Below are 22,602 nucleotides of genomic sequence, written 5' to 3'. Positions count from 1 at the left end.
GCGGCGCCCGGATGTGGAGCGTCGACGAGCACCTCGCCGACGTCCTCGCCGCCGTCGCGCCGCTGCCCCCGCTCGAACTGCAGCTGCTGGAGGCGCAGGGCTGTCTGACCGTGGAGGACATCGTCTCCACGGTCGCGCTGCCGCCGTTCGACAACAGCTCGATGGACGGCTACGCGGTCCGCGTCGCCGACGTGAACGGCGCCACGGCCGAGTACCCGTCCGTGCTGACCGTCGTCGGGGACGTCGCCGCGGGCGCGGCCGCGCTTCCGGTGATCGGCCCCGGCCAGTGTGCGCGGATCATGACGGGCGCGCCGATGCCGCCCGGCGCCGAGGCCGTCGTCCCGGTCGAGTGGACCGACGCGGGGAGCGGCTCGGGAGAGGCCGCCACGACGATGTCCCCCCAGGGCGACAAGCCGGTCGGCACCGGCGAGGTGCGGATCTTCCAGCCGGTGGACACCGGCGCCTTCGTCCGTCGGTGCGGCGACGACATCGCGATCGGGCAGCCGCTGCTCCCGGCCGGCACCCGGCTCGGACCGACGCAGATCGGCCTGCTCGCGGCGACAGGCCACGACATGGTCAGGGTCCGGCCCCGGCCCCGCGTCGTCGTGCTGTCGACCGGCAGCGAGCTGGTTCCGCCGGGCACGCCTGTGGGGCCCGGCCAGATCTCGGACTCGAACAGCTTCGCGCTGACCGCCGCGGCCAGGGACGCCGGCGCGATCGCGTACCGCGTCGGCGGCGTGCCCGACGACGCGGAGCGGCTGCGTGAGGTGATCGACGACCAGCTGATCCGGGCGGACCTCATCGTCACCAGCGGCGGGGTCAGCGTCGGCGCGTACGACGTGGTCAAGGAGGCGCTGGGCGAGCAGATCTCCTTCCGCAAGCTGCGTATGCAGCCGGGCAAGCCCCAGGGCTTCGGCCTGTTGGACGGATCGAGCGGTCCCGTGCCGCTGCTGGCCCTGCCCGGCAATCCGGTCAGCGCCTACCTCTCCTTCGAGCTCTTCGTGCGGCCGGCGATCCGCAGGATGCTGGGCGCCGCCGAGATCAGTCGGACGACGGTCACGGCTCGCCTGACCGAGCGCCTCTCCTCTCCGGGAGGCCGCCGCCAGTTCGCGCGTGCCGCCTACGACCCTGAGAGCGGCACGGTGACACCGGTCGGCGGCGCGGGCTCGCATCTGCTGGGCGCCTTGTCGCAGGCGAACGCACTGATCGTGGTCGACGAGGACACCACGGAGGTCGCCGAGGGCGCAGAGGTCCGCACGGTCCTGCTGGACTCCGCGGGCTGACTCCCGCGGGCTGACTCCCACGGGCGGGCCGGGCACGGGGCGTGGCCGGAGACCCGCGAGGCGGGTCCTCCCCCGGACAGGCCCCGGACAGGCCTCGGACAGGCCTCGAACCTGACGGGGCCGAGCGCGGACCCGGCCGGCTCGCCCCGGAACACCGGTGACCACCTGCGACCATCGGCGCCCGCCGGAGCCGCGGCCGGTGGCCTGTGCGGTGATCGCCCCGTCGACCGTCCCCGACTGGTCCCGACCACCGGACGACCCGGTGGTGCCTCGCCGGTCACGGCTGCCGCCGCCCGACGCCGAAGAGACGTGTCGGCCGGGCAGCGATACCCTGGCGCCGCAGCCCGCCGTCTCGATCGCAGGAGCGCACGTGCACAGCACCAGCCCCGACCCGTCAGGGCCCGGATTGACCCACGTCGACGCCTCGGGCGCGGCCCGGATGGTCGATGTCTCGGAGAAGGCCACGACCACCCGCACCGCGCGGGCGAGCGGCCGGGTGCTGGTGTCGCCGCGCGTCGTGGAGCTGCTTCGCGGTGAGGGCGTGCCGAAGGGCGACGCGCTCTCCGTCGCCAGGATCGCCGGGATCATGGGTGCGAAGCGCACGCCGGACCTGATTCCGCTCTGCCACCCGATCGCCGTCTCCGGTGTGACCGTCGACCTCGTCGTCGCCGACGACGCCGTCGAGATCAGCGCCACGGTGCGCACCGCGGACCGGACCGGCGTGGAGATGGAGGCGCTCACCGCCGTCGCCGTGGCCGGGCTGACCGTGATCGACATGGTCAAGGCGGTCGACAAGGGCGCCAGGATCGACGCCGTCCAGGTCGAGCAGAAGACGGGCGGCAAGAGCGGGGACTGGCGTCGCGAGGACCTGGACGAGCAGGGGGCGATCCGCTGATGCGCGCCTTCGTGCTCACCGTCTCCAACCGGGCCCACGCGGGCGTCTACGAGGACCGCGGCGGTCCGCTCGTCGCGGCCGGCCTCGCCGCGCTCGGCTGCACGGTGATCGGTCCGGTCGTGGTGCCGGACGGGGACCCGGTGCTGACAGCGCTGCGCAAGGCCGTCGGGGACGGCTACGACGTGGTGGTCACCACCGGCGGCACGGGCCTGACTCCGCTCGACCTCACCCCGGAGATGACCGCCCAGGTGATCACCCGGCCGGTGCCGGGCATCGCCGAGGCGATCCGGGCCTACGGACGAGAGAACGGCGTGCCCACGGCGGCCCTCTCGCGCGGACTCTCCGGTCTGGCGGGCCGGACCCTGATCGTCAATCTGCCCGGCTCGCCCGGCGGGGTCAAGGACGGTCTGTCGGTGCTCGGCCCGATCCTGGCCCACGCGGTGGACCAGGTCGCGGGCGGCGACCACGCCCCTTCCGGGGACGGTGCGCGCTCGGCCGGCGGCGCGTCCGCAGGCGACCATCGCAGAGGAGGCTCCCGCTGAACGCCTTCTGGCCGGTCGAACTGAGCGAGGGGCCGATCGGGCTCCGCCCCATCCGAGCCCGTGACCAGCGGTCCTGGCAGGAGGTCAGCCGCCGCAACCGCGACTGGCTGCGGCGCTGGGAGGCGACCGTGCCACCGTCGCGCCCCGGCGTTCCCGCCGGGCCAAGGCCGACATACCGTCAGATGGTGCGCTTTCTACGCAATGAGGCGCATGCCGGACGAATGCTGCCCTTTGTCGTCACCTATGACGGGCACCTTGTCGGGCAACTGACCGTGGGCGGAATCACCTGGGGCTCGATGTGCTCGGCGAATATCGGCTACTGGATCGACGAGTCCTATGCGGGCCGGGGCATCATCCCGACGGTGGTGGCGCTTTCCGTGGACCATTGCTTCCAGTCCATGGGCCTCCACCGGATCGAGGTCTGCATCCGTCCGGAGAATCTGCCCAGTCGCCGCGTCGTCGAGAAGCTGGGCTTCAGGGAGGAGGGGTTGCGCCCCCGCTACCTGCACATCGACGGGGGCTGGCGGGACCATCTGGTCTTCGCGTTGACGGCCGACGAGGTGCCCGAGGGTTTGCTGGCACGTTGGCGTGGCATTGAGAGTCATCACAAATAGGTCGATATGAACATGATTCAGCGACACACCGGCCGAAATAGCCGCCGGGCCGTCCCTCACGCCCGTACGGTGTGAACCGTGAGCAGTAGCGGCCTCATTTACGCGGTCATTGTTGGGGCCTGGGCCGCGTATCTGGTCCCCATGTGGCTCCGTCGTCAGGACGAGCTGAACGAGGCGCGTCCCACGGAAAAGTTCAGCACGGCGATCCGGCTGTTGTCGGGCCGCGCGGCCATGGAACGGAAGATCTCCCGGCAGCTCGAGGAGACCCAGGCCCTGGCCCCGCCGACCCCCGTGCCGGCTGCGCCTGCCCACCAGCCTGCCCAGGCGGGAGCGGTCTCCCGGGAGCCGTCCCCCTCGGCGGCGGAGTCGCGTCGGCGTGCGGCGCTGCTCGCCCGCAGGCGGCGCATGGTGGTCGTCCTCTTCGCCGCGTTCACCCTCGGCATGATCGCCGCGGCGGTGGGCGGCGTGGCGTTGCTCTGGATCCCGGCGGTGCCCGCGGTGCTCTTCTCCCTCTACATCGCGCAGATGCGCCGCCAGGAGCATCGGCGCTACGAGGTGAAGCTGGACCGCAGGAGGGCTGCGGAAGCAGCCCAGCGCGTCCGCCAGCAGGCCGCCGCCCGCCGTGCACCGGAGGCCGCGCCCGCCGCCGTTCCCGAGCCCGTCGAGGGCCCGGCCGAGCGGACCACCGCGGGTACCGGCTCCCTCGCCCCCGCGCACGCGGCCGAGGCCGCCGTCCAGCCCTGGACCGACGACGACCGCCCGGACCACGCCTCCGCCGCGCCGCAGGCCGGTCAGGCCGACGACGTCTGGAACCCGGTCCCGGTGCCGCTGCCCACCTACGTCACCGCCCCGGTCGCCCCCCGTGCGACCCTCGGCCTCGACCTCTCCGCCCCCAACACCTACTCCTCCGGCCGGGGGCCCGCCTCCAAGCCGGCCACCCCCCGGCGCCCGGCCCCGAAGCCGGCGACGCCCCTCTTCGACCAGTTCGCCGACGACGCCCCCCGCGCCGCCAACGAATAACCCGTGCACGAGCACCCCTCCGGACCTGCTAGAGTTTCTTCTTGTTGGGGCTGTGGCGCAGTCCGGTAGCGCACCTCGTTCGCATCGAGGGGGTCAGGGGTTCGAATCCCCTCAGCTCCACCCAACGCAGAGGCCCTGCCCGGGAAACCGGGCAGGGCCTCTCGCATTGACGCCCGCAGGGCGTGCCGGCAACCGGCCCGCTCCAGGGTTCCTCCGGTCCTCCGAGGTGCTCGCCGCTTGCCGGGCCATGTGCCGGCCCGTCCGGGGCGGCGGCTCGCGGGGGCACGCTCGCGGTCCCGCAGTGTTCGAGTGGACGGCAGTAGGCGCGCTGCCCCGGTCCCGCATGATCGCCGGGGGCCGCGCTCGGGAGGCCAGGGCCCCGACGGACACCGCGCGGACGTCGGACCGTCTCAGCGCCTGGCACCGCCACCCGGTGAGCGGAGCGCGACGCGTCAGGCCAGGTAATCCGCTCGCGTGCGTGGTCCGCCCGCGGTGAGAATTCCGGGGCCACCCTTCGTTCTGAGGAGATTTCACGATGACCGGTCCGCAGCAGGCACACGACGGCCTGGACGGCCTTGTGCTGGGCGACGCCTTCGGGGACCGCTGGTTCACGCGCTCCGACGAGGACATCGAGGCGCTGTGGGCCGCGCGGGAGCTGCGTGCGGGGCCGTGGGCGTGGACGGACGACTCCGCCATGGCATGCGTCCTGTTCGCTCACCTGGCGGCCCACGGGGAGGTACGGCCGGACGACTTGGCGCGGGAGTTCGCCGCCGAGTACGGGCGGGACCCCGGCCGCAAGTACGGCCCGTCGATGCACGGGGTGCTGCGGGCCGTGAGCGAAGGGGCGGACTGGCGGAGCGTCACCACGGCGAAGTTCGGCGGACAGGGCTCCTACGGCAACGGCGCGGCGATGCGGGTCGCCCCGCTGGGGGCGTGGTTCAGGGACGACCTGGACACGGTCGCGGAGCAGGCCCGCCTGTCCGCGCTGACCACGCACGCCCACCCCGAGGCGGTCGCCGGGGCCGTGGCGGTCGCGGTCGCCGCGGCGCTGGCGGCGGTCGGCCGGGAACAGGACGCGCCGTCGCGCCCCGAGTTCCTGCGAGAGGTCGCCGGGCGTCTGCAGGAGAGTGACGTTCGCTCAGGTCTGCTGATGGCCGCGAACTTCCCGGCCGGCACGTCGGTGCGTCATGCCGCGTCCGTGCTGGGATCGGGGGCCAGGCTCTCCGCTCCCGACACGGTTCCCTTCGCCCTGTGGTCCGCCGCCGGGCATCTGGACGACCTGGCCGAGGCCTTGTGGCAGACCGTCGGCGGGTGGGGCGACCGCGACACCACCTGCGCGATCGCCGGAGGCGTCGTCGGGGCCCGGACCGGAACGGGGGGCGTTCCCGTGCTCTGGCTCCGGACCCGTGAGGAGATCCCGGGCTGGAGCGGCTGGGTCCCCTCGGCCGCCGCCTGACGTCTGGGCGCTCACGCCGCCGTGTCATGATCGACGGCGTGAGCGACCACTCGTTGCCCGATGCCGTCGCCATGACTCCCGAGCGCCTGTACCGGGAGCTGGCGGCCAACACCTTCGTCACCCTCTACTGGCGGCGAGCGCTGTTCGACGACGCGATCGCGCGGCTGCGCGAGCAGCGTTTCGCCGTCGTGGAGGTGGACGCCTCGCCGTGGACCACGAGCGAGGCCATGCACCGGGATCTGGCGACGGCCCTGGACTTCCCCGGGTACTACGGCCAGAACCTCGACGCCCTCAACGACTGCCTGCGCGACGTGGTCGGCGGCGAGTACGGCATCCCGGCGGACGCCGCCGGGTTCGCGCTCGCCTTCACCCAGTACGACGCCTTCGCCCGGGCCTGCCCCCGGGAGGCGCAGATCGTTCTCGACATCCTGGCCGACCACGGCCGGAGCGGCGCGGTCTTCGGACAACGGGTCCTGTGTCTGGTCCACAGCGACGACCCGGACATCGCCTTCGAACCGGTCGGAGCCATGGGGGTCGAGTGGAACCGGAGCGAGTGGCTGAACGCACGACGCCGGCCCGGGGCCGAACAGCTCTGAGCGACGGCGCCGGACAGGGGGCGGGTCGGTTCGAGGCCGACTCAGGGGCAGCCCCCGTGCCAGAGGCCGAGATTCAGTGCCGCGCCTTCAGTTCCGCCGCCCAGGACCGGAGGGCGCCGATGTCGTCGGCCGTGAGGCCGAGGCGTGGATCCACTCGGTGCAGCAGGGCCGGCCCGTCGTGGTGGGCAGCCACCCATAGGCGGTCCGCATGCGTGATCTCGTCGTCGACCCAGGCGAACGGCCGCCCCGTCGCGCGGGCGACGATCGGCCGGGTCTTCCAGTGCCGTCCGGCGCGGACGTCCCGTTCCTCGGTCTCCGACGGTTCCGGCCACGGGAGGACCGGCAGCGGCGGCAGACCGATGCGTGGGGCGACGTATGCGTTGGCGTCCTCGCCCCAGGTCGTGGCCCAGAGCAGTTCGTAGTCGAGCCCGGCCAGGCGCGCTCCCAGCGTCGGATCGAGCCGGGCCAGCAGCGGGTGTGCTGCTGCGGCCCCCTCGCCGGGCCCGACCTGGCGGTGCGGCACGGGGCCGCCGAACGGAATCAGCGGTCCGTCCACGTCGAGGAAGAGCAGCGGCGGAAGCGACGCGTCTTCGGTGGCCATGACCGGCACCGTACCTCCTCGGAGGCACGGTGCCGGTGGGGCCGGGTCAGCAGCGCGGGAGACGGGGCAGTGTGGTGGTCGCCAGCACGTGGGGGGCGTCCCCCGGCTGGGGCGCGAACGCCGGACCGTCGCCGATGGCCGCGTCCATGGGCAGCGGCGCCGAGCTGTGCGAGCGCAGGTCCACCAGCACGGCACGCTGTCCGGTGACGTAGGGCTTGCCGACGTGCGGCACCCCGAAGTCCACCACCAGGAAGTCGGCGCCGATCGGGACCACGGACATGTCCACGGTCCCCGCGGGCGGGGCGATCTGCAGCACGGTCGACCCGCTCGGCCACCAGATGTGCCAGTTGTGGGAGCCGACCCCGATCGACGCACCGTGGTCGTCCGTGCCCCTCAGTTGGTCGGTGCTCCAGACGAAGATGCCGTCCCCGGAGACCGACGCCATGCCGGTGGCCGAGCGGAACGCGTGCCGCAGCGGTGCGGGCACCTCGGCGGGCTGACCGGTGGCGGCCGACACGGCCGTCGGGTTGTGCGTCAGATCGGTGCTCACCGCGATGTCGCCGGAGAAGAGGTTGACGGAGTGGGGGACGGAGATGCGGCTGCCGCTGTCGAGGTTCTCGACGGTGTGACGCTCACTACCGTCGGCCAGGAAGCCGTTCGTCTCATAGGGAGAGGAGTCCCAGGCCAGATAGCCGGGGCCGAGGGTCCAGAAGTTCATCTCCAGCGAGGGGGACGGTCCGGCCGGCAGCAGGGTGCGCAGGACCCCGGTCCGGTGGTTCCAGGCGTAGAGACCCAGGTAGTTGCCGTTGCTCGGGTCCGCCTGCGGGATGAGGTCGAAGGCGAACCAGTCGCCGACCATGTGTCCGCTGACGGTCCAGCGGGACGTGTGCGCGGCCGGAGGCGTCGCGGGGAGCGTCATGACGACGCGCCGGGTCGCGAAGTGGTCGGTGAGCTGCACCACCTGACTGCCGTCCTGGACGAACGCGACGGATCCGTCCGGGGCCGCCGCCAGCAGGGTGCCCCGGTGCAGCACGTCGGACGGGTCGCCCAGCGCCGCGGTCCAGGCCTGTGGCAGGGCCACGGTGCACAGCGGGACGGGCTTGGCCGGGGTCGGCGTGCGGTCCGCGTGGGGGAGACCCACCAGCAGGCCGCCGAGCACGGCCGCCGCGAGCGTGAACGCCCCGGCGGCTGCGCGCCGCCTCCGGCCGCGCCGCACCTTGGCGATGACCAGGGCGGCGGGGGAGGGGGTGTCGGGGCGGTCCTCGACCAGCCCGACGAGTTGACTGCGAAGGTGCTCGTTCTCGGACATCAGGCCCCCGTCTCCAGTTGTGTCGATCCGACGCCGGCGCGCAGCTTCGCCAGGCCGCGGGTGGCCTGGCTGCGAACGGTCGCCTCGCTGCAGTCGAGCAGGTGGGCCGTCTGTTCGACGGACAGGTCCTCGTAGTAACGGAGGACGATCACGGCCCGCATCCGTCGGGGCAGCTCCTGCAGTGCCCGGGAGAGCGCGTCCCGCTCGTTGACGCCGGTGCTGAAGTCCGGTGTCGCCGTCTCGGGGAGGCGTTCCTGCGGCGCCTCGCCCCGCCAGCGCCGACGGAGCGAGGTGAGAAAAAGGTTGATCATGATGCGCTGGGAGTAGGCCAGGGCCGAGTCCGCTGCGGCGACCCGGCGCCAGCGCCGGTACACCCGCATCAGCGTCGCCTGGACCAGATCCTCCGCCGTGTGCCAGTCACCGGTGAGCAACCTCGCCGATCTGGACAGTTGACTGTGCGTGTCCGCGACGAACCGCGTGAACTCCGCGTCCTCCGCCCTCACTCCGACCCCCGTGTTCGACTGCCTTTCCCGTCTCGACAACCGACGCCGCCGGAAACGCTGCATCCCGCCGAAAGTTTTTTGGAGAAGCGGTCGGGACCGCCTGAAAGCGGCGGCCACCTGCGGCGGAGGGGCGAGCGTACCCGGCCGTCGCCGGGTCGTCCGCCTCGTGGGTCACACCGCGGGACCGGTCGGCGTCTCACCGGACACCACAGGGAGCGCGGACGGCAGGCCCCATTCGCTCCACGAGCCGTCGTAGACGGCGAGCGCGGAGTGGTCGGCGTACCCGGCCAGGGTGGCGCCGAGGGCGAGGACACAGGCGGTGACACCGGAGCCGCAGCTGAACAGGAGCCGCTCGGGCCGGTCGCCGAGGCGCTCGGTGAAGCGGGCCCGCAGCTCGTCCTTCGGCAGGAAGCGGCCGCCGTCGTCGAGCAAATCGCCGAAGGGGAGGCTGTGCGCGCCCGGCATGTGGCCGCCGCGCAGGCCCGGCCGGGGCTCCGGGGCCGCGCCCGTGAAGCGATCGTGGGCGCGGGCGTCGAGGACGGCGGACGCCGGGTCGGCCAGCGCGTCCAGCACGGCGGCGCTGTCGACGATCAGTTCCGGCCGGGGCCTGGCGGTGAAGTCTCCGGGGCGGGCGGGCGCCGCCGGCGCCTCCTGCTGCGGCAGCCCGGCCGCGCGCCAGGCGGGCAGGCCGCCGTCGAGGACGGCGACCCGGTCGAAGCCCATGGCGCGGAGCATCCACCAGCCTCGGGCACTGGAGTAGACGCCCGCGTTGTCGTAGACGACGACGGTGTCCGTCCGGTCCAGGCCGAGGGCGCGGACCTCGCGCTCGAACTGCTCCTGGCCGGGCATGGTGTGCGGCAGCGTGCTGTCGGGCGCGGACAGCGGGCCGTCCAGGTCGAACGGGCGCGCCCCGGGGATCGCGGGCACCGGACGCCGGTGGGCGCCCACGCTCGCGTCCAGGATCAGCAGGCCGGGCTCGTCCAGCCGCGCGGCCAGCCATGCGACGTCGGCCAGGGGACCTGACAGGGACAGTGCGCTCCCGCTCACGGCTTCACGTGCCTCTCTCGATCGACCCGCCCGTGGCGGACCACCCCGGCGCCGGGTATCGCCGGACAGTACCGCGCGTGCGTCGATCCTCACCCTGAAAGCCGGAACACAGGGAGAAGCGGGACCCCGTGGTCGGGGCCCCGCTTCTCCCTGTGTTGCGTCGGTCTTCCGGTCTGCCGGTTGCCGCTCTGCCGTGCTGCTCCTGCGCGGATCAGTTCTGGTCGAAGACCCGGTGGATCGTCACTTCTGGCTCCATCTGGGACAGCGCGTCGACGCCGGGCCCCTTGGGCGCGGACGCGGCCGCGGACTTGAGGATCGCCGCGACCTGGGCCGCCAGGGCGTCCGCCTGACGCTTCACGTCGGCGATCGGGGCCGTCGACCGGCCCAGCGCGTCCAGTTTCCGGTGCACGACGGCCAGCTGCCGCTCGGCGGCGGCGCTCAGCGTGAACGGCCGGGGCGTCGAGACGATGAACTGGTAGGCGCCGGCCAGCGACTCGCAGCCGGGGCAGTGGACGTTGTCGGCCCGGCTGAGGTTGACCGCGTTGAGGTGGATGTTCGTCCCGGCCATCGTGACGATCTGGAAGGAGAGCGCCACCGACCGGCACGGGTCCGCCGCGGTGCAGTGCGAGGCGAAGGCCGTCGCCTGGTTGCGGACGCCCGCCGCGAAGAGGGAGCCGTACTGGTGGACCGTGAAGGAGTCCTGGAATCGGGACTCGTGGCCGGGATTGGCCAGCGTGTGCGCGCTGTCGTCGGCGACGGCGACGCCACCGCCGTTGAATCCGGCCGCCTGCGCCGCGCCCGTCGTGGCGCCGATGATGCCCAGGCCGGCCGTGGCCAGCAGGCCGATGCGCACGGCTCGACGCGCCGTGCCGGTGCGCACGCGGACTTTCCTGTGAGGGGTGAACTCCATGGTGAGGCTCCTTCGCTACGGGGCAGCGTGTGCTGGTTACTGGGGCGCCGGGCTGGCCGGCGGGCTCCCTGGTGCGGCCGTCGTGGGCGGGGGAGACGCCGAGGCGGACGGGGTTCCCTGGGCCGTGGGGGTGCCCGTGGGAGTGGCCGGCGGGCCGGTGGTCGGCCCGCTCGCCGGACCGGAGGCGGACGCCGACGGTCGTGCGGTGGGGGTGCCCGAGGGACGGGCGGTCGGCGTGGCGGAGGGCGCGGCCGAGGCCGAGGGCGAGGCCGCGCCGCCGGGGAGCGGGCTGCCGCTCGCCGCGCCGCCGTGCTTCGGCCGACCGGTTCCGCCTGCGGTCGGGGAGGTCGGCGTGCCCGCCGACCCGCCCGGGGTGGGCGGGGTGCTGGGTGAAGGGCTCGGCGCGACCGTCGGTACGCCTGGCTGGAGCACCGGGACGATCGGCGGCTGCGGCGGCAGCGGCCGGGGAGTGAGGCCGACGACCCAGGCGCAGCAGAGCCCGCCGGCCGCGACGAGGCCGATGGCGCAGAGCCCGGCGCGCAGCCGGGGCCGGCCCGCCGTGGTCCGGCGGGCGGCACGGAGCAGCCGTCCGGCCAGCCGCACCGTCAGATAGGCCATGCCGGCCAGCGGGAAGATCAGCATCAGCGAACCGACCAGGCCCGCCGCTCCCGCGGCGAGCTCGCCGTGGGCGAAGGCGGAACCGGTTCCGGCGAGCTGCTCGGTCAGCGAGCGCACACCCGTCGCGAGGATCCGGGGCAGGTTCCACATGGCGTAGCCGAGGTCGCCCAGGAGCAGCGGGACCATGCTGCAGACCCAGACGGTGACCATCACCCGGGCGGAACGCTTGAGCTCGGCGACCTCGGGCGGCGTGGTGCGCCCCGGCACCATGCTCAGCAGGATCGGACGGATCTTGCCGTAGAGGTCGGGGATGCCGGCCAGGTCGCCGAGGATGTAGTAGCCGTCCAGCCGGACCGCGGGCATGAGCTGTTCGAGCACCTCGAAGTGGCCGAGGTAGACCGCGCTGAGGAAGAACGGCTGGCCGGTCAGCAGGTAGCAGCCTGCCAGGCCGAGCATGAAGACGACGTTGAAGTAGACCCCGCCGAGGTCCGTGCGGATCCGGCCGGGGCGGCCGATCCGGTAGACGTCGGTGACATCGGTGTACATGGAGGGCCAGATCAGGAAGAGGCCGCAGCCGATGCACCCCGGTCTCGCCCCGCCGTAGTGACAGGCGGAAGCGTGGCCGAACTCGTGGAAGACGAGCGAGGCCACGGTGAGTGCGAAGACGACCAGCAGCAGCACCGGCTGGTCCAGCACGTGCAGGACCGGGGTCATCGCCCCGTAGTAGCCGAACAGCCAGACGTCCATGGCGACGGCGGCGAGCAGGACGGTCACCACCACCGGCGGCCGGTGCAGCCAGGCGAGCGAGCGCGCGATCCTCAGGACCCGGCGCTCGCCGAAGAGGACCCTGTGCCCTTTGAGCGCGAGCAGCAGATCCGAGCGTGGGGCGTCCACCTCGTCGTGTTCCTGCCCCCAGGGAACAGTGACGCCCAGCGGGATCAGCTTCTTCTCGATCAGGAAGGCGACGTTCTCCTCGCTGACCTCCCTGCCGTACAGGCCGCTGACGCGGTGGGAGATCCCCTCGGTGTCGCGCTCACCGTCGATCGCCCCGGCAACCAGGTGGAGCAGCCGCGACAGCTGCACCACCTGTCCGTCCCCCCTGCGGGCGATGTACTTGGGCTCGGTGAAACCTGAGCCCTGGTACTCCCCGTGCAGCCGTAGCCCCGAACTGAGCCGAGGTACGGGGAACGTCGGGCCGACCGGGCGCGACGGCTGCACGGGCGTTGCGAAGCCACCGGGCCCGGGACGAACGCCCCGGCCTCCGTAGTGACTGTCATCTGGGTGTCCTCCCCCGTAGGCGTGGGCCGGCCTCTCCCCTGAACCGACCCACGACGCGGACCCGGTTGGTGCTTGGACCGACTACTGGCTGATCACGATCGACTGGGCGGCCTCGGACTCGGCCGTGGCGCCGTCGGAACCGAAGTTGCCGGCGAAGGAGTGGTTGTGGGCGTTGACGTTCGCCACGTGCTTGGTGACGTTGACCGTCTTGGTGAAGCTGAACTTCAGGCGGCCCAGCGCCTCACGGCCCGGCAGCAGCTCGGCGGACTCGGACTCCAGCTCGTGCATGTCCATGCTCATGATCTCTTCCTGTCTCTCTGTACCTGCGGTGGTGTTCTGGCGGCCGGGTGGTTGACGGCCCCGGCGTTCCGACGGTCCGGTGTGCGGCCGGGCCGGCGTGCGGTGCGGTGGGTCGGGACCCGGACTACTGGTGGATGACGATCGACTGCTGCGCGTCCGAGGCGGCGGTGGCGCAGTCCGAGTCGACGTTCAGCGCGCTGGAGTTGTTGTGCGCGTTGACGTTCACGACGTGCTTGGTGACCGTCTTGGTGAAGCTGAACTTCAGCCGGCCCAGCGCCTCGCGGCCCGGCAGCAGCTCGGCCGACTCGGCCTCCAGCTCGTACATGTCCATGCTCATGAGTCCCCCTCGGGGTAGCAGCGGCGGCGTCCGTCCAATCGTGTCGGACGCCGTGTCCAACGAGATTGGACAGTAGTCGGCGGATTCGGCGCCGCGCAAGCACTTTCGTCGCGACGCTCTGTAACAGACCAGTAACAGGCTGAAATGTGCAGGTGAGCCCGTATGTCCCCGCTCAAGGAGGCGTGATCGCCCTAGAATCGAGCCCGCGTACCGCTGTCACGAGGAGCACGAGGGAGGGAGTCCGGGTGTCCAACGCGCTACAGGTGCTGATGCGCGAGCGGCTGGACCGGCAGGGCTGGTCCTACGGCGAGGTCGCCCGTCGAGGTGAGATCCCGCGCTCCACCGTGCACCACCTGGCCACGTCGGAACGGCTGGTCAGAATGCCGCAGCCGAGCACCCTCGAAGGGCTGGCCCGGGGTCTCGAGCTGCCGCTGGACACGGTCCGCCGCGCCGCCGCCGAGGCCTGCGGGATCCACCTGTACCAGGCGGACCCCGATCCCGAGGTGGACGTCCTGATCGCCAGCGTCCAGCAGTTGTCCGCGCACGACCGCCGGCACGTCGCCGCGCTCGTCGAGTCGCTGCTGGAGCGCGGCCGCCAGCCGGAGGGCGGCGCCGGCGACTGACCCGGCGTCCCGGGTGCTCCCGCGCTCCACCGGTCCCCGTGCGCGGGCCGTCGCTCGCGCACGCGAGCGCGTGGTCGCGTATGGACGCTCGGGCGTCGGAAATGGTTGCACCGCTGTCCGCCTTCGACCGGAAAGAGCGAATTCGGCGATTGCCAGGGGCTCGGGACACCGAAGCGGGCTAGCGTCGTCTGCCACAGGGACCCCGGAAACACCGGTGGCCGCTGTGGCTCAATGGTGCGAAGGCCAGGGGGATACGTGCTGGTCGTGCAAGGAGGCCCCACCACCGCGGTGGTACGGGGCCGCTCTGGGGAATCGGTGGTGCTGCTCTCCGGTGAGCTGCCCGCCGAACTGACGGACGAGGCCCTCGAAGGGGTTCTCGATCTCGCCGCCGCCGTGCTGGACACGGCGGAGATGCTGCTCTTCCGGCGCTGTCTCGACGCGCTTCGCCGGGGCGACCTCAGTCGCACCCGTCGGGTCGAGATCGACGGCGCGGTGCTCACGGTCCATTCGGGCTGAGCCTGCGGAGCAGGGCCCCAAGGGGCATGACGGGGGCATGAGGGACCACGGGAGCCAAGGGGCAGAAGGGCTCTTACCAGTTCCTCATGCCGTCGTGGACAATCGGATGTGTGACGTCGACTGTTCTGCTGGCCGAGGACGACCGGGCCATTCGCGATTCGCTGGACCGCCTGCTGACCCTGGAGGGTTACCAGGTGACCCCGGTGTCCGACGGCATCGAGGCGCTGGCCTCGGTGCACAAGCAACGCCCCGATGTGCTGGTGCTGGACGTCATGATGCCGGGCATCGACGGACTCGCCGTCTGCCGGGTGCTCCGGGCCGAGGGCGACAACGTGCCGATCCTGATGCTGACCGCCCGGGTGGAGACCTCCGACCGGGTGGCCGGGCTGGACGCCGGCGCGGACGACTACATGCTGAAGCCCTTCGAGGCCGAGGAGCTGCTGGCCCGCCTGCGGGCCCTGCTGCGCCGGGCGGCGGTGCCCGCCGCGGCGGTCGAGCCGGGCGCCGCGGGGGGCGAGATCGGCCTGGTCGGGCACGAGCTGATCGAGGTCGACGACCTGCGCATCGACCCGACCGCACGGCGGGTCTGGCGGGCCGGCGGGGAGATCCAGCTCTCCCGCACCGAGTACGACCTGCTGGAGCTGCTCGCCCGCAACGCCGGGATCGTGCTCGACCACAGCACGGTCTACGACCGGATCTGGGGCTACGACTTCGGCCCCGGCTCCAAGAACCTCGCCGTCTACATCGGCTATCTGCGCCGGAAGCTGGACACCCCGGGGCGCACGCCGCTGATCCACACCGTCCGGGGCGTCGGCTACACCCTGCGTGAGCCGTGAGTCGGCTGCGGGCCAACGTGGGCCTGCGGGTCCGCTTCGCCGTCGCCTTCGCCGCGCTGGCGGCGCTGGTGGCGGTGCTCGTCGGCGCCCTCGGCTACAGTTCCGCCGCGACGCTGATCCGCAGCGACCGGGCCAAGGACTTCCAGCAGTCGCTGGCCACGCTGGAGGGCGACGCCGAGACGCTCAACCTGTCGGCCCGTGACTTCACGGCCAACCCGGCGAGCAAGGAGCAGCTGGTCGACCAGCTGACCCACTCCGGCGACATCGGCGTCCAGGTCCTCGGGCCGGACGGCGAGGTCATCCAGTGGGGCAAGCCGGACCCGTTGCCGGTCGCCCGCCAGGACCAGCAGCTCGCCCGCACCCGCACACCCGGCAAGACGCGGAACATCACCGAGTTCACCGGTGGCGACCGGTACCACGTGGTCACGGTCTCGCTGGGCGGCGGCCGCGGCGCCGTCATGATCGCCGAGCGGCTCAGTGCCACCGACGACCTGCTGGACGCGCTGATGATCCGGATCGCGCTCACGGCGGGTGCCGTCATCATCGCCGCGGGGGCCGCGGGCTGGTGGGTGGCCGGGCGGATCACCCGCCGTCTGGTGCGGCTGACGGCCACCGCCGAGCAGGTCGCCGCGACGGGCGAGCTCACCCTGGACGTGCCGCAGCGCGGCCGGGACGAGATCGGCCGACTGGCGCGCGCCTTCGACGACATGCTGGGCCGGCTGGCCCGGTCCCAGGACGACCAGCGCCGCCTGGTCCAGGACGCCGGACACGAACTGCGGACCCCGCTGACCTCGCTGCGCACCAACATCGCCGCGCTGCGCCGGATGGATCGGCTCTCGCACAGCTCCCGGGCCGCGCTCCTGGACGATCTGGAGACGGAGACCAGGGAGCTGACCATCCTGGTCAACGAGCTGGTCGAGCTGGCCAACGACCGGCGCAGCACCGAGCAGCCCGCCATGACCGGGCTGGACGAGCTCGCCGAGCGGGTCGCGGACCTGACCCGGCGTCGGACCGGCCGCGAGATCGCCGTCGACGCCGAGCATGTGGAGCTCTCGGTGCGACCGCAGGCGCTCCAGCGTGCGCTGACCAATCTGGTCGAGAACGCCGCGAAGTTCTCCTCGGGTCCGTCGGAGATCACGGTCGAGATCCGTGCGGACCGGATCACCGTGCTGGACCGCGGACCCGGCCTCGAACCGGAGGACCTGGAGCGGATCTTCGACCGCTTCTACCGGGCCACGGCGGCGCGCAGCCTGCCCGGCTCCGGGCTGGGCCTGTCGATCGTCCGCGAGGTGGCGGAGGAGCACGGCGGCGAGGTGTTCGCACGGAACCGCCCGGGGGGCGGCGCGGAGATCGGCTTCACCCTGGCCCCGGACGGCGCCGACGCGAGTGCCCCGACGCTCTCCCTCCGCGCGGAGATCGTGGGTCAGGTCGTGCGCGGCGCGACACGCGGATAACAAATCGGACAAATCCGGAGCGTCTAGGTAGATTCCCAGGTAGATCGACGCCTGGAAGGGAATCCCTGTGAGCAACCTCATCGCTGTCGCCTACCCCGACGTGGCCACCGCCCAGCAGGTCAGGAGCAAGCTGGTCGAGCTGCAGAAGCAGAAGCTGATCAAGGTCGAGGACGCGGTCGTCGTCGAACGCCGGTCGGACGGAAAGGTGAAGCTGCACCAGGCTGTCAGCACCACGGGCGCCGGCGCGGCGGGCGGCGCGCTCTGGGGCGGTCTGATCGGGCTGCTCTTCTTCATGCCGTTCCTGGGTGCGGCGATCGGCGGCGCCACCGGCGCGGCGGTCGGCTCCGCTCAGGACTTCGGGGTCGACGACGACTTCATGCGCAAGGTGGGCGCCCAGCTGGTGGCCGGTTCGGCCGCGGTGTTCACGCTGGTCAGCGACGCGGTGACGGAGAAGGTCCTGCCCGAACTCGCGCCCTTCGGCGGCCAGATCATCCAGACCTCACTCAGCCCGGCCGACGAGGAGCACCTCAAGGAGGCGGCCGCCGCGGCCGCCGCCCACGCGGTCTGAGCCCTGCGGCGACGAGCGAGGGGCCTCCCCGCCTGGGGAGGCCCACGCGCGTTCCGCGCGGCAGGCCGGACCCGACTCCTGACGAGACGATCGAGGCGACCCCATGGCAGCGACCGCCGCCCAGGCGACGCCTCCCGCTCCCGAGGCGGCGAAGGCCCCCCGCCGGCGTTGGGTCGAACTCGTCCTGGTGGTCGTGGCGGTGGCCATCGCCGCGTACGGGTACGCCGACGTCGGCTACAACCTCGACGGCAAGGTGCCCGCCGACACCCTCAGGTACGGGCTGAGCCTCGGGGCGCTCGCGCTGATCGCGCATCTGTGCGTCCGGCTGCGGGCCGCCTACGCCGACCCGCTGCTGCTGCCGATCGCGGTGCTGCTGAACGGGCTTGGGCTGGTGGTGATCTACCGGCTCGACCGGGCCACCCCCGGCAACTCCTCGGCCCCTTCCCAGCTGATCTGGTCGACCATCGGCGTGCTGCTCTTCAGCGCCGTCGTGCTGCTGCTCCGCGACTACCGGATCCTCCAGCGCTACGCCTACGTGCTGGCCTTCGCCACCCTGTTGCTGATGATCGTCCCGATCTTCCTGCCGTCCGTCTACGGCGCCAAGATCTGGATCAAGATCGGGCCGCTCTCCTTCCAGCCGGGAGAGCTCGCGAAGATCGCTCTGGCGATCTTCTTCGCCGCCTACCTCGCCGTGCATCGCGACGCGCTCGCGCTGACGGGCCGCAAGGTCTGGAAGCTGGAGCTGCCCCGCGGCCGTAACCTCGGTCCGATCGTGGTGATCTGGCTGGCCAGTGCGGCGATCCTCTTTCTCGAGCAGGACCTGGGCACCCTGCTGATCTTCTTCGGACTGTTCGTGATCATGCTCTATGTGGCCACCGGCCGGACCGGCTGGATCGCCGTCGGGCTGCTGATGGTGGGCCTCGCCGTCGTGCCCGTCGCGCTCTGGGAACCGCATGTCCACGTGCGCTTCGTGGACTGGCTCGATCCGATGCGGACGATCCACCAGGGCAAGGGCCCGAGCCAACTGGCCCAGTCGCTCTTTTCCTTCGCCGCGGGCGGGATGCTCGGCACCGGCCTCGGGCTCGGTCACTCGTACCTGATCGGTTTCGCCATGAAGTCGGACTGGATCCTGGCGACCTTCGGCGAGGAGCTCGGGCTGGTCGGTCTCGCGGCGCTCTTCCTGCTCTACGCCATCCTGGTGGTCCGCGGGTACCGCACCGGCCGGCTGCTGCGCGACCCCTTCGGTCGGCTGCTCGCCATCGGCCTGGCCACGCTGCTCGCGCTCCAGGTCTTCGTGGTCGCGGGCGGCGTCACCGACCTGATCCCGTTGACCGGGATGACCATGCCGTTCCTGGCCCAGGGCGGCTCCTCGCTGGTGACCAACTGGATCCTGATCGCCCTGCTCGTGAAGCTCAGCGACGCGGCCCGCCGCCCGGAGCCGCCGGTCCCGCTGATCGTCGCACCGACGCCCGACAGCCCGGGCCGGGCCGTCCGGGCGGAGGGCGCGGACCCGGCGCAGCGCGGGCACTCCGCGGGGGACGGCCGTGACGAGGGACCGGACGGCGAGGAGACGCAGGCGGTGCCGCAGCCATGAGCCGAAAGACACCGAAGCCGCCGCAGACGACCCCGCCCGCCGGCGCCGTCCGGCTGTCCCTGAGCCGGACCGGGCGCAGGGCGGGCCTGTTCTGCCTGGCCCTGGTCCTGCTGCTGCTCCTCAACTGCACACGCCTGCAGGTCTTCCAGGCGAAGTCCCTCAACGACGACGCGGCGAACCAGCGCAGCGTCATCGCCCGTTACAGCCAGCCGCGCGGCAACATCCTCGTCGCCGGCCGGACCGTCACCGGCTCGAAGCAGACCGGCGGCATCTACGCCTACCAGCGCACCTACACCGACGGTCCGCTCTACGCCCCGGTGACCGGCTTCTCCTCGCAGACCTACGGCAACACCCTGGTCGAAGGCGTGGAGAACGACGTGCTGACCGGCCAGGACAGCCGCCTCTCGACGCGACCGCTCTGGGACGAGATCTCACGGGCCTCGGTGCCCGGCGGGAACGTCTTCACCACGATCAACTCCAAGGCGCAGCAGGCGGCGTTCCAGGGCCTCGGCTCCAAGCGCGGCGCCGTGGCCGCGCTCGACCCCGCCACCGGCCGGATCCTGGCGCTGGCGAGCACCCCGTCCTACGACCCGAACGGGATCACCGGGACCGGGCCGGCCACGACGGCCGACTGGACGAGGCTGAACGCGGACAGCACCCAGCCGATGCTCAACCGGGCCCTGCGGCAGACGTATCCGCCGGGCTCGACCTTCAAGGTGGTCACGCTGGCAGCGGCGCTGCAGACCGGGCTCTACAGCGGGATCGACGTGCCCACCGACTCACCGAACCCGTACACGCCCAAGGACACCGACCACGCGCTCACCAACGAGTCGGCGAGCGACGCGTGCCTGAACGCCACGCTCGAATACGCGCTCCAGGTCTCCTGCAACACCGTCTTCGGCAAGGTCGGAGTGGACGTGGGAGCGAAGAACATGGTGAAGACGGCGGAGGCGTTCGGCTTCAACCAGACCGGCCAGACGGTGCCGGTCGGCGTCGTGAAGAGCAACTTCGACGCCGACCTGACCAGCGAGGCCTTTCTCGCGCTCTCCTCCATCGGCCAGTACGACACTGCGGCGACGCCGCTGGAGATGGCGGAGGTCGCGGCGGCGGTCGCCGACAACGGCGTGCTCATGCAGCCGAGGCTGCTGGACAAGGTCACCCGCAGCGACGGGTCGACGGTGCAGACCTTCGGCGACAAGCAGTTCGGCCGGCCGGTCTCCGCGGACGTCGCCGCGGAGATCCAGCAGGCGATGGTGAACGTGGTCGAGAACGGCACCGGCACCAACGCGCAGATCTCCGGTGCGATCGTCGGCGGCAAGACCGGCACCGCCCAGAACGGCGTCGGCAACAGCGGTACGCCGTACGCGTGGTTCATCTCCTACGCCAAACCGAGCGCGTCCGCGGCTTCGCCGGTGGCGGTCGCCGTGGTGATCGAGGACAGCAACGCCAACCGCGCCGACATCAGCGGCGGTGGTCTGGCCGCGCCGATCGCCAAGGCGGTCATGCAGGCGGTCCTGAACAGCTGAGCGGATTTTCGGCTGACGCCGATGCCCGGCACCGGGCATGCTGCGACCGTGTCCGAGGGCGAGCCATCCGGCCCGGAGGGCCCGACGTCCGAGTCGAATCCGGGAGTTGGTGAGCCGATGCGCGTCGTCCTGCTGGAACCGCCGGCATGGGAGGGGCGATCCCCGGCCGTCCCATTGGCGAAGGCCCTCGGGGTGCCGCACGTCCGCTTCGGCGATCTCCTGCGTGCTCACCTCCGCCGGGGCACCGACCTGGGCATCAGATCCGCGGCGATCTTCAACGCGGGACGGCCGTTCCCGGACGCGATGACCACCGAGGTCGTCCGGGACCACCTCGATCGCGCTGTTCCCACGGACTTCCTTCTGGACGGGCACCCGCGCGGCGCCGCCCAGGCGCTCGCGCTGGACGCGCTGCTCGAGGAACGGGGCCTGCCGGTGGACGCCGTGCTGCGGTTGCACCTTCCGGAGGAGGAGCTGGAGCGGCGCATCCGTCGGCAGACGGCTCGTCGCGTCTGTCGCGGCGACACGGCCCGCCCTGCCGAGGTGACGGGGGATGCGCCGGTCCGCGACAGCGCCTGTCAGGAGTGCGGCGGTGAGCTCCACCGACGTGACGACGACACCGACGACCGCGTCCGCGGGCGGTACGCAAGGTACGAGGCTCTGGAAACGCCCGTCGTCCGGCACTACGCCGGGCGCGATCTCCTGGTCACCGTCGATGCGGTGGGACCTGTCGACGACATCGTCACGCGCGCCGTCGCCGCGCTCAGGACGGCGGGCCTGGGGACGGGCTCAGTAAGGTGACCCCATGCCGAAGATCGCAGTCGTCGGAAGCATCAACCTCGATCTGGTCGTCCCGGTACCGCGGCATCCGCGGCCCGGTGAGACCGTGCTGGGCGGGGATCTGGCCGAGCATCCCGGGGGGAAGGGGGCCAACCAGGCGGTGGCCGCGGCGCGGCTGGGGGCGGCGGTGGCGATGCTGGGGCGGGTGGGCGCGGACGACGCGGGGGCGCGGCTGCGGCGGGGGCTGGAGCGGGAGGGCGTGGACGTCAGCCGGATCGAGCCGGTCGACGGGGTGCCGACGGGACGGGCGCTGATCGCGGTGGACGAGCTGACGGGTGAGAACTCGATCATCGTCAGCCCGGGCGCGAACACCGCGCTCGCGCCGGAGCACTGCGCGACGGAGGGGGCGCTGCTCAGGGACGCGGACGTCACGTTGCTGCAGCACGAGATCCCCCTGGACACCGTCGCCGCCGCGGCGCGGCTCGCAGGCGGCACGGTCCTGCTGAATCCCGCGCCCGCGCGGGAGCTCGACCTGGACCTGCTGCACATGGTCGACCTGCTGGTCCCCAACCGGGAGGAGCTGGCCACGCTGGTCGGCCACCCGCTGCCCGACCTGCACGCGGTGGCGGACGCCGCACGCCGGCTGCGCGGCCCCGCGGCGGTGGTGGTGACGCTCGGCGCGGAGGGAGCCTTGTTCTGCGAGGACGGCGCGGTCGCCTTCGTGCCGCCGTACGCGGTCGCTCCCCTGGACACCACGGCGGCGGGAGACGCCTTCTGCGGCGCGCTGGCGGTGGGCCTGGTCCAGGGGCGCTCGCTCCACGATTCCGTCCGCCGCGCGAACGTCGCCGCCGCGCTCAGCACCACCCTCGCGGGCGCCCAGCCGTCCCTCCCCACCCGCGAGGAACTCGCCCGGGCGTTGGGCGAGTCCTAGACCCCGACACCCCCGTCCGACGATCCCCGCCGGACCCGCGTCGCCTGCCGCCGCACCTCGCAGGGCGCACCGCCCAGCCCGAAGGCAGGGGGCGTCTCTCGCCGGACCCGCGTGGCCCGGCACTGCACCTCGCACGTGCACCTGGGAGGGCGCACCTCCCGGCCGCAGCACGGGGGACCGTCGGGCCCGGTCGAGTACATCCGGTGCGAGGCCGCCCTTCCGCCCTGCGAGGCACGGCACCGGACGACGCGGGCTGATCCCAAGGACATGTGAGAGGGCCCGGCCCCGGCCTTCGCGGCGGCGTGGCCGGGCTCTCCCTCGGGACACGGCCCCTGCCGTGGTGTCCGGGGCGCCCACGCGTCGGCCGTCGCGAGGACGGTCTCCGCTCCCACCCGGCGCCGACCGCGCCGCCACCGGCTGAGCCCAAGGGGTATTCATCCGTATTGTCTCATTTGCGTGCGACGATAC

24 protein-coding genes and 1 tRNA gene are annotated in these 22,602 nt (G+C 72.5%); 17 read left to right on the top strand and 8 right to left on the bottom strand.

Features of this window, described 5'->3' with window-relative positions:
- Positions 1-11: 11 nt before the first annotated feature.
- The 8 genes from glp to BS83_RS39640 all read left to right on the top strand — a co-directional run bounded on the left by glp (position 12) and on the right by BS83_RS39640 (position 6,406).
- Positions 12-1,283, top strand: coding sequence for a molybdotransferase-like divisome protein Glp (glp, locus tag BS83_RS39675; protein ID WP_037610976.1), 1,272 nt, complete (start codon positions 12-14; stop codon positions 1,281-1,283).
- Between the two features lie 439 nt (positions 1,284-1,722).
- The gene (gene moaC / locus BS83_RS39670) at positions 1,723-2,178 is read left to right on the top strand and encodes a cyclic pyranopterin monophosphate synthase MoaC (protein WP_051945836.1); all 456 of its coding nucleotides are present in this window, start codon (positions 1,723-1,725) and stop codon (positions 2,176-2,178) included.
- The gene (locus tag BS83_RS39665; protein WP_037608213.1) at positions 2,178-2,720 is read left to right on the top strand and encodes a MogA/MoaB family molybdenum cofactor biosynthesis protein; all 543 of its coding nucleotides are present in this window, start codon (positions 2,178-2,180) and stop codon (positions 2,718-2,720) included. The genes moaC and BS83_RS39665 overlap by 1 nt, the downstream gene beginning before the upstream one ends.
- Positions 2,717-3,334, top strand: coding sequence for a GNAT family N-acetyltransferase (locus BS83_RS39660; protein WP_084714812.1), 618 nt, complete (start codon positions 2,717-2,719; stop codon positions 3,332-3,334). The genes BS83_RS39665 and BS83_RS39660 overlap by 4 nt, the downstream gene beginning before the upstream one ends.
- A 78-nt stretch (positions 3,335-3,412) precedes the next feature.
- Positions 3,413-4,354, top strand: coding sequence for a divisome protein SepX/GlpR (sepX, locus tag BS83_RS39655; protein WP_037608211.1), 942 nt, complete (start codon positions 3,413-3,415; stop codon positions 4,352-4,354).
- 46 nt (positions 4,355-4,400) lie between these two features.
- A tRNA-Ala gene (locus BS83_RS39650) sits at positions 4,401-4,474 on the top strand.
- A 415-nt stretch (positions 4,475-4,889) separates the two neighbouring features.
- The gene (locus BS83_RS39645) at positions 4,890-5,810 is read left to right on the top strand and encodes an ADP-ribosylglycohydrolase family protein (protein ID WP_037608209.1); all 921 of its coding nucleotides are present in this window, start codon (positions 4,890-4,892) and stop codon (positions 5,808-5,810) included.
- Positions 5,811-5,848: 38 nt separating this feature from the next.
- Positions 5,849-6,406, top strand: coding sequence for a barstar family protein (locus tag BS83_RS39640; RefSeq protein ID WP_232248649.1), 558 nt, complete (start codon positions 5,849-5,851; stop codon positions 6,404-6,406).
- A 73-nt stretch (positions 6,407-6,479) separates the two neighbouring features.
- Here BS83_RS39640 and BS83_RS39635 read toward each other — a convergent pair whose 3' ends face one another.
- From BS83_RS39635 to BS83_RS39600, 8 genes are all read right to left on the bottom strand, one after another.
- Positions 6,480-7,007 (bottom strand): HAD domain-containing protein, encoded by a 528-nt coding sequence (locus tag BS83_RS39635; RefSeq protein WP_037610969.1) that lies wholly within the window; start codon positions 7,005-7,007, stop codon positions 6,480-6,482.
- Between the two features lie 46 nt (positions 7,008-7,053).
- Positions 7,054-8,316, bottom strand: coding sequence for a hypothetical protein (locus BS83_RS39630; protein ID WP_037608208.1), 1,263 nt, complete (start codon positions 8,314-8,316; stop codon positions 7,054-7,056).
- On the bottom strand, positions 8,316-8,819 hold the full coding sequence (locus BS83_RS39625) for a SigE family RNA polymerase sigma factor (RefSeq protein ID WP_037608207.1): 504 nt from the start codon (positions 8,817-8,819) through the stop codon (positions 8,316-8,318). The genes BS83_RS39630 and BS83_RS39625 overlap by 1 nt, the downstream gene beginning before the upstream one ends.
- A gap of 171 nt (positions 8,820-8,990) precedes the next feature.
- Positions 8,991-9,866 (bottom strand): sulfurtransferase, encoded by an 876-nt coding sequence (locus tag BS83_RS39620; RefSeq protein ID WP_037608206.1) that lies wholly within the window; start codon positions 9,864-9,866, stop codon positions 8,991-8,993.
- 211 nt (positions 9,867-10,077) lie between these two features.
- Positions 10,078-10,776, bottom strand: a complete 699-nt coding sequence (locus tag BS83_RS39615) for a hypothetical protein (protein ID WP_037608205.1) — start codon at positions 10,774-10,776, stop codon at positions 10,078-10,080.
- A 36-nt stretch (positions 10,777-10,812) separates the two neighbouring features.
- A complete protein-coding gene (locus BS83_RS39610; RefSeq protein ID WP_051945123.1) occupies positions 10,813-12,612 on the bottom strand; it encodes a zinc metalloprotease in 1,800 nt (599 codons plus the stop codon).
- Between the two features lie 141 nt (positions 12,613-12,753).
- The gene (locus BS83_RS39605) at positions 12,754-12,972 is read right to left on the bottom strand and encodes a hypothetical protein (protein ID WP_037608204.1); all 219 of its coding nucleotides are present in this window, start codon (positions 12,970-12,972) and stop codon (positions 12,754-12,756) included.
- 124 nt (positions 12,973-13,096) lie between these two features.
- A complete protein-coding gene (locus BS83_RS39600) occupies positions 13,097-13,309 on the bottom strand; it encodes a hypothetical protein (protein WP_037608202.1) in 213 nt (70 codons plus the stop codon).
- Between the two features lie 245 nt (positions 13,310-13,554).
- Here BS83_RS39600 and BS83_RS39595 point away from each other — a divergent pair, with 245 nt between their 5' ends.
- The 9 genes from BS83_RS39595 to rbsK all read left to right on the top strand — a co-directional run bounded on the left by BS83_RS39595 (position 13,555) and on the right by rbsK (position 22,134).
- Positions 13,555-13,932 carry a helix-turn-helix domain-containing protein gene (locus BS83_RS39595; protein ID WP_037608201.1) on the top strand — a complete coding sequence of 126 codons (378 nt, stop codon included), beginning with the start codon at positions 13,555-13,557 and terminating at the stop codon, positions 13,930-13,932.
- A 255-nt stretch (positions 13,933-14,187) separates the two neighbouring features.
- Positions 14,188-14,448, top strand: a complete 261-nt coding sequence (locus BS83_RS39590) for a hypothetical protein (RefSeq protein WP_232248648.1) — start codon at positions 14,188-14,190, stop codon at positions 14,446-14,448.
- Between the two features lie 110 nt (positions 14,449-14,558).
- Complete coding sequence (locus tag BS83_RS39585) at positions 14,559-15,284, top strand: response regulator transcription factor (protein ID WP_037608199.1); 726 nt, start codon at positions 14,559-14,561, stop codon at positions 15,282-15,284.
- Positions 15,281-16,738 (top strand): HAMP domain-containing sensor histidine kinase, encoded by a 1,458-nt coding sequence (locus tag BS83_RS39580; RefSeq protein ID WP_063774325.1) that lies wholly within the window; start codon positions 15,281-15,283, stop codon positions 16,736-16,738. Before BS83_RS39585 ends, BS83_RS39580 begins: the two co-directional genes overlap by 4 nt.
- Before the next feature lie 67 nt (positions 16,739-16,805).
- Positions 16,806-17,306: a DUF1269 domain-containing protein gene (locus BS83_RS39575; protein ID WP_037608198.1), complete on the top strand. Its 501-nt coding sequence runs from the start codon at positions 16,806-16,808 to the stop codon at positions 17,304-17,306.
- 103 nt (positions 17,307-17,409) lie between these two features.
- On the top strand, positions 17,410-18,900 hold the full coding sequence (locus BS83_RS39570) for an FtsW/RodA/SpoVE family cell cycle protein (protein WP_084714810.1): 1,491 nt from the start codon (positions 17,410-17,412) through the stop codon (positions 18,898-18,900).
- Positions 18,901-18,959: 59 nt separating this feature from the next.
- The gene (locus tag BS83_RS39565; RefSeq protein ID WP_037610963.1) at positions 18,960-20,426 is read left to right on the top strand and encodes a penicillin-binding transpeptidase domain-containing protein; all 1,467 of its coding nucleotides are present in this window, start codon (positions 18,960-18,962) and stop codon (positions 20,424-20,426) included.
- 117 nt (positions 20,427-20,543) lie between these two features.
- Entirely contained in the window at positions 20,544-21,224 is a 681-nt protein-coding gene (locus BS83_RS39560; protein WP_037608197.1) for an adenylate kinase family protein, read from the top strand.
- A 4-nt stretch (positions 21,225-21,228) separates the two neighbouring features.
- Positions 21,229-22,134, top strand: a complete 906-nt coding sequence (gene rbsK / locus BS83_RS39555) for a ribokinase (RefSeq protein WP_037608196.1) — start codon at positions 21,229-21,231, stop codon at positions 22,132-22,134.
- Positions 22,135-22,602: the final 468 nt, after the last annotated feature.

Origin of the sequence: Streptacidiphilus rugosus AM-16 (genome assembly GCF_000744655.1) — a bacterium.
Classification (GTDB): domain Bacteria; phylum Actinomycetota; class Actinomycetes; order Streptomycetales; family Streptomycetaceae; genus Streptacidiphilus; species Streptacidiphilus rugosus.
This window is presented reverse-complemented; position numbering and strand designations above follow the sequence as displayed.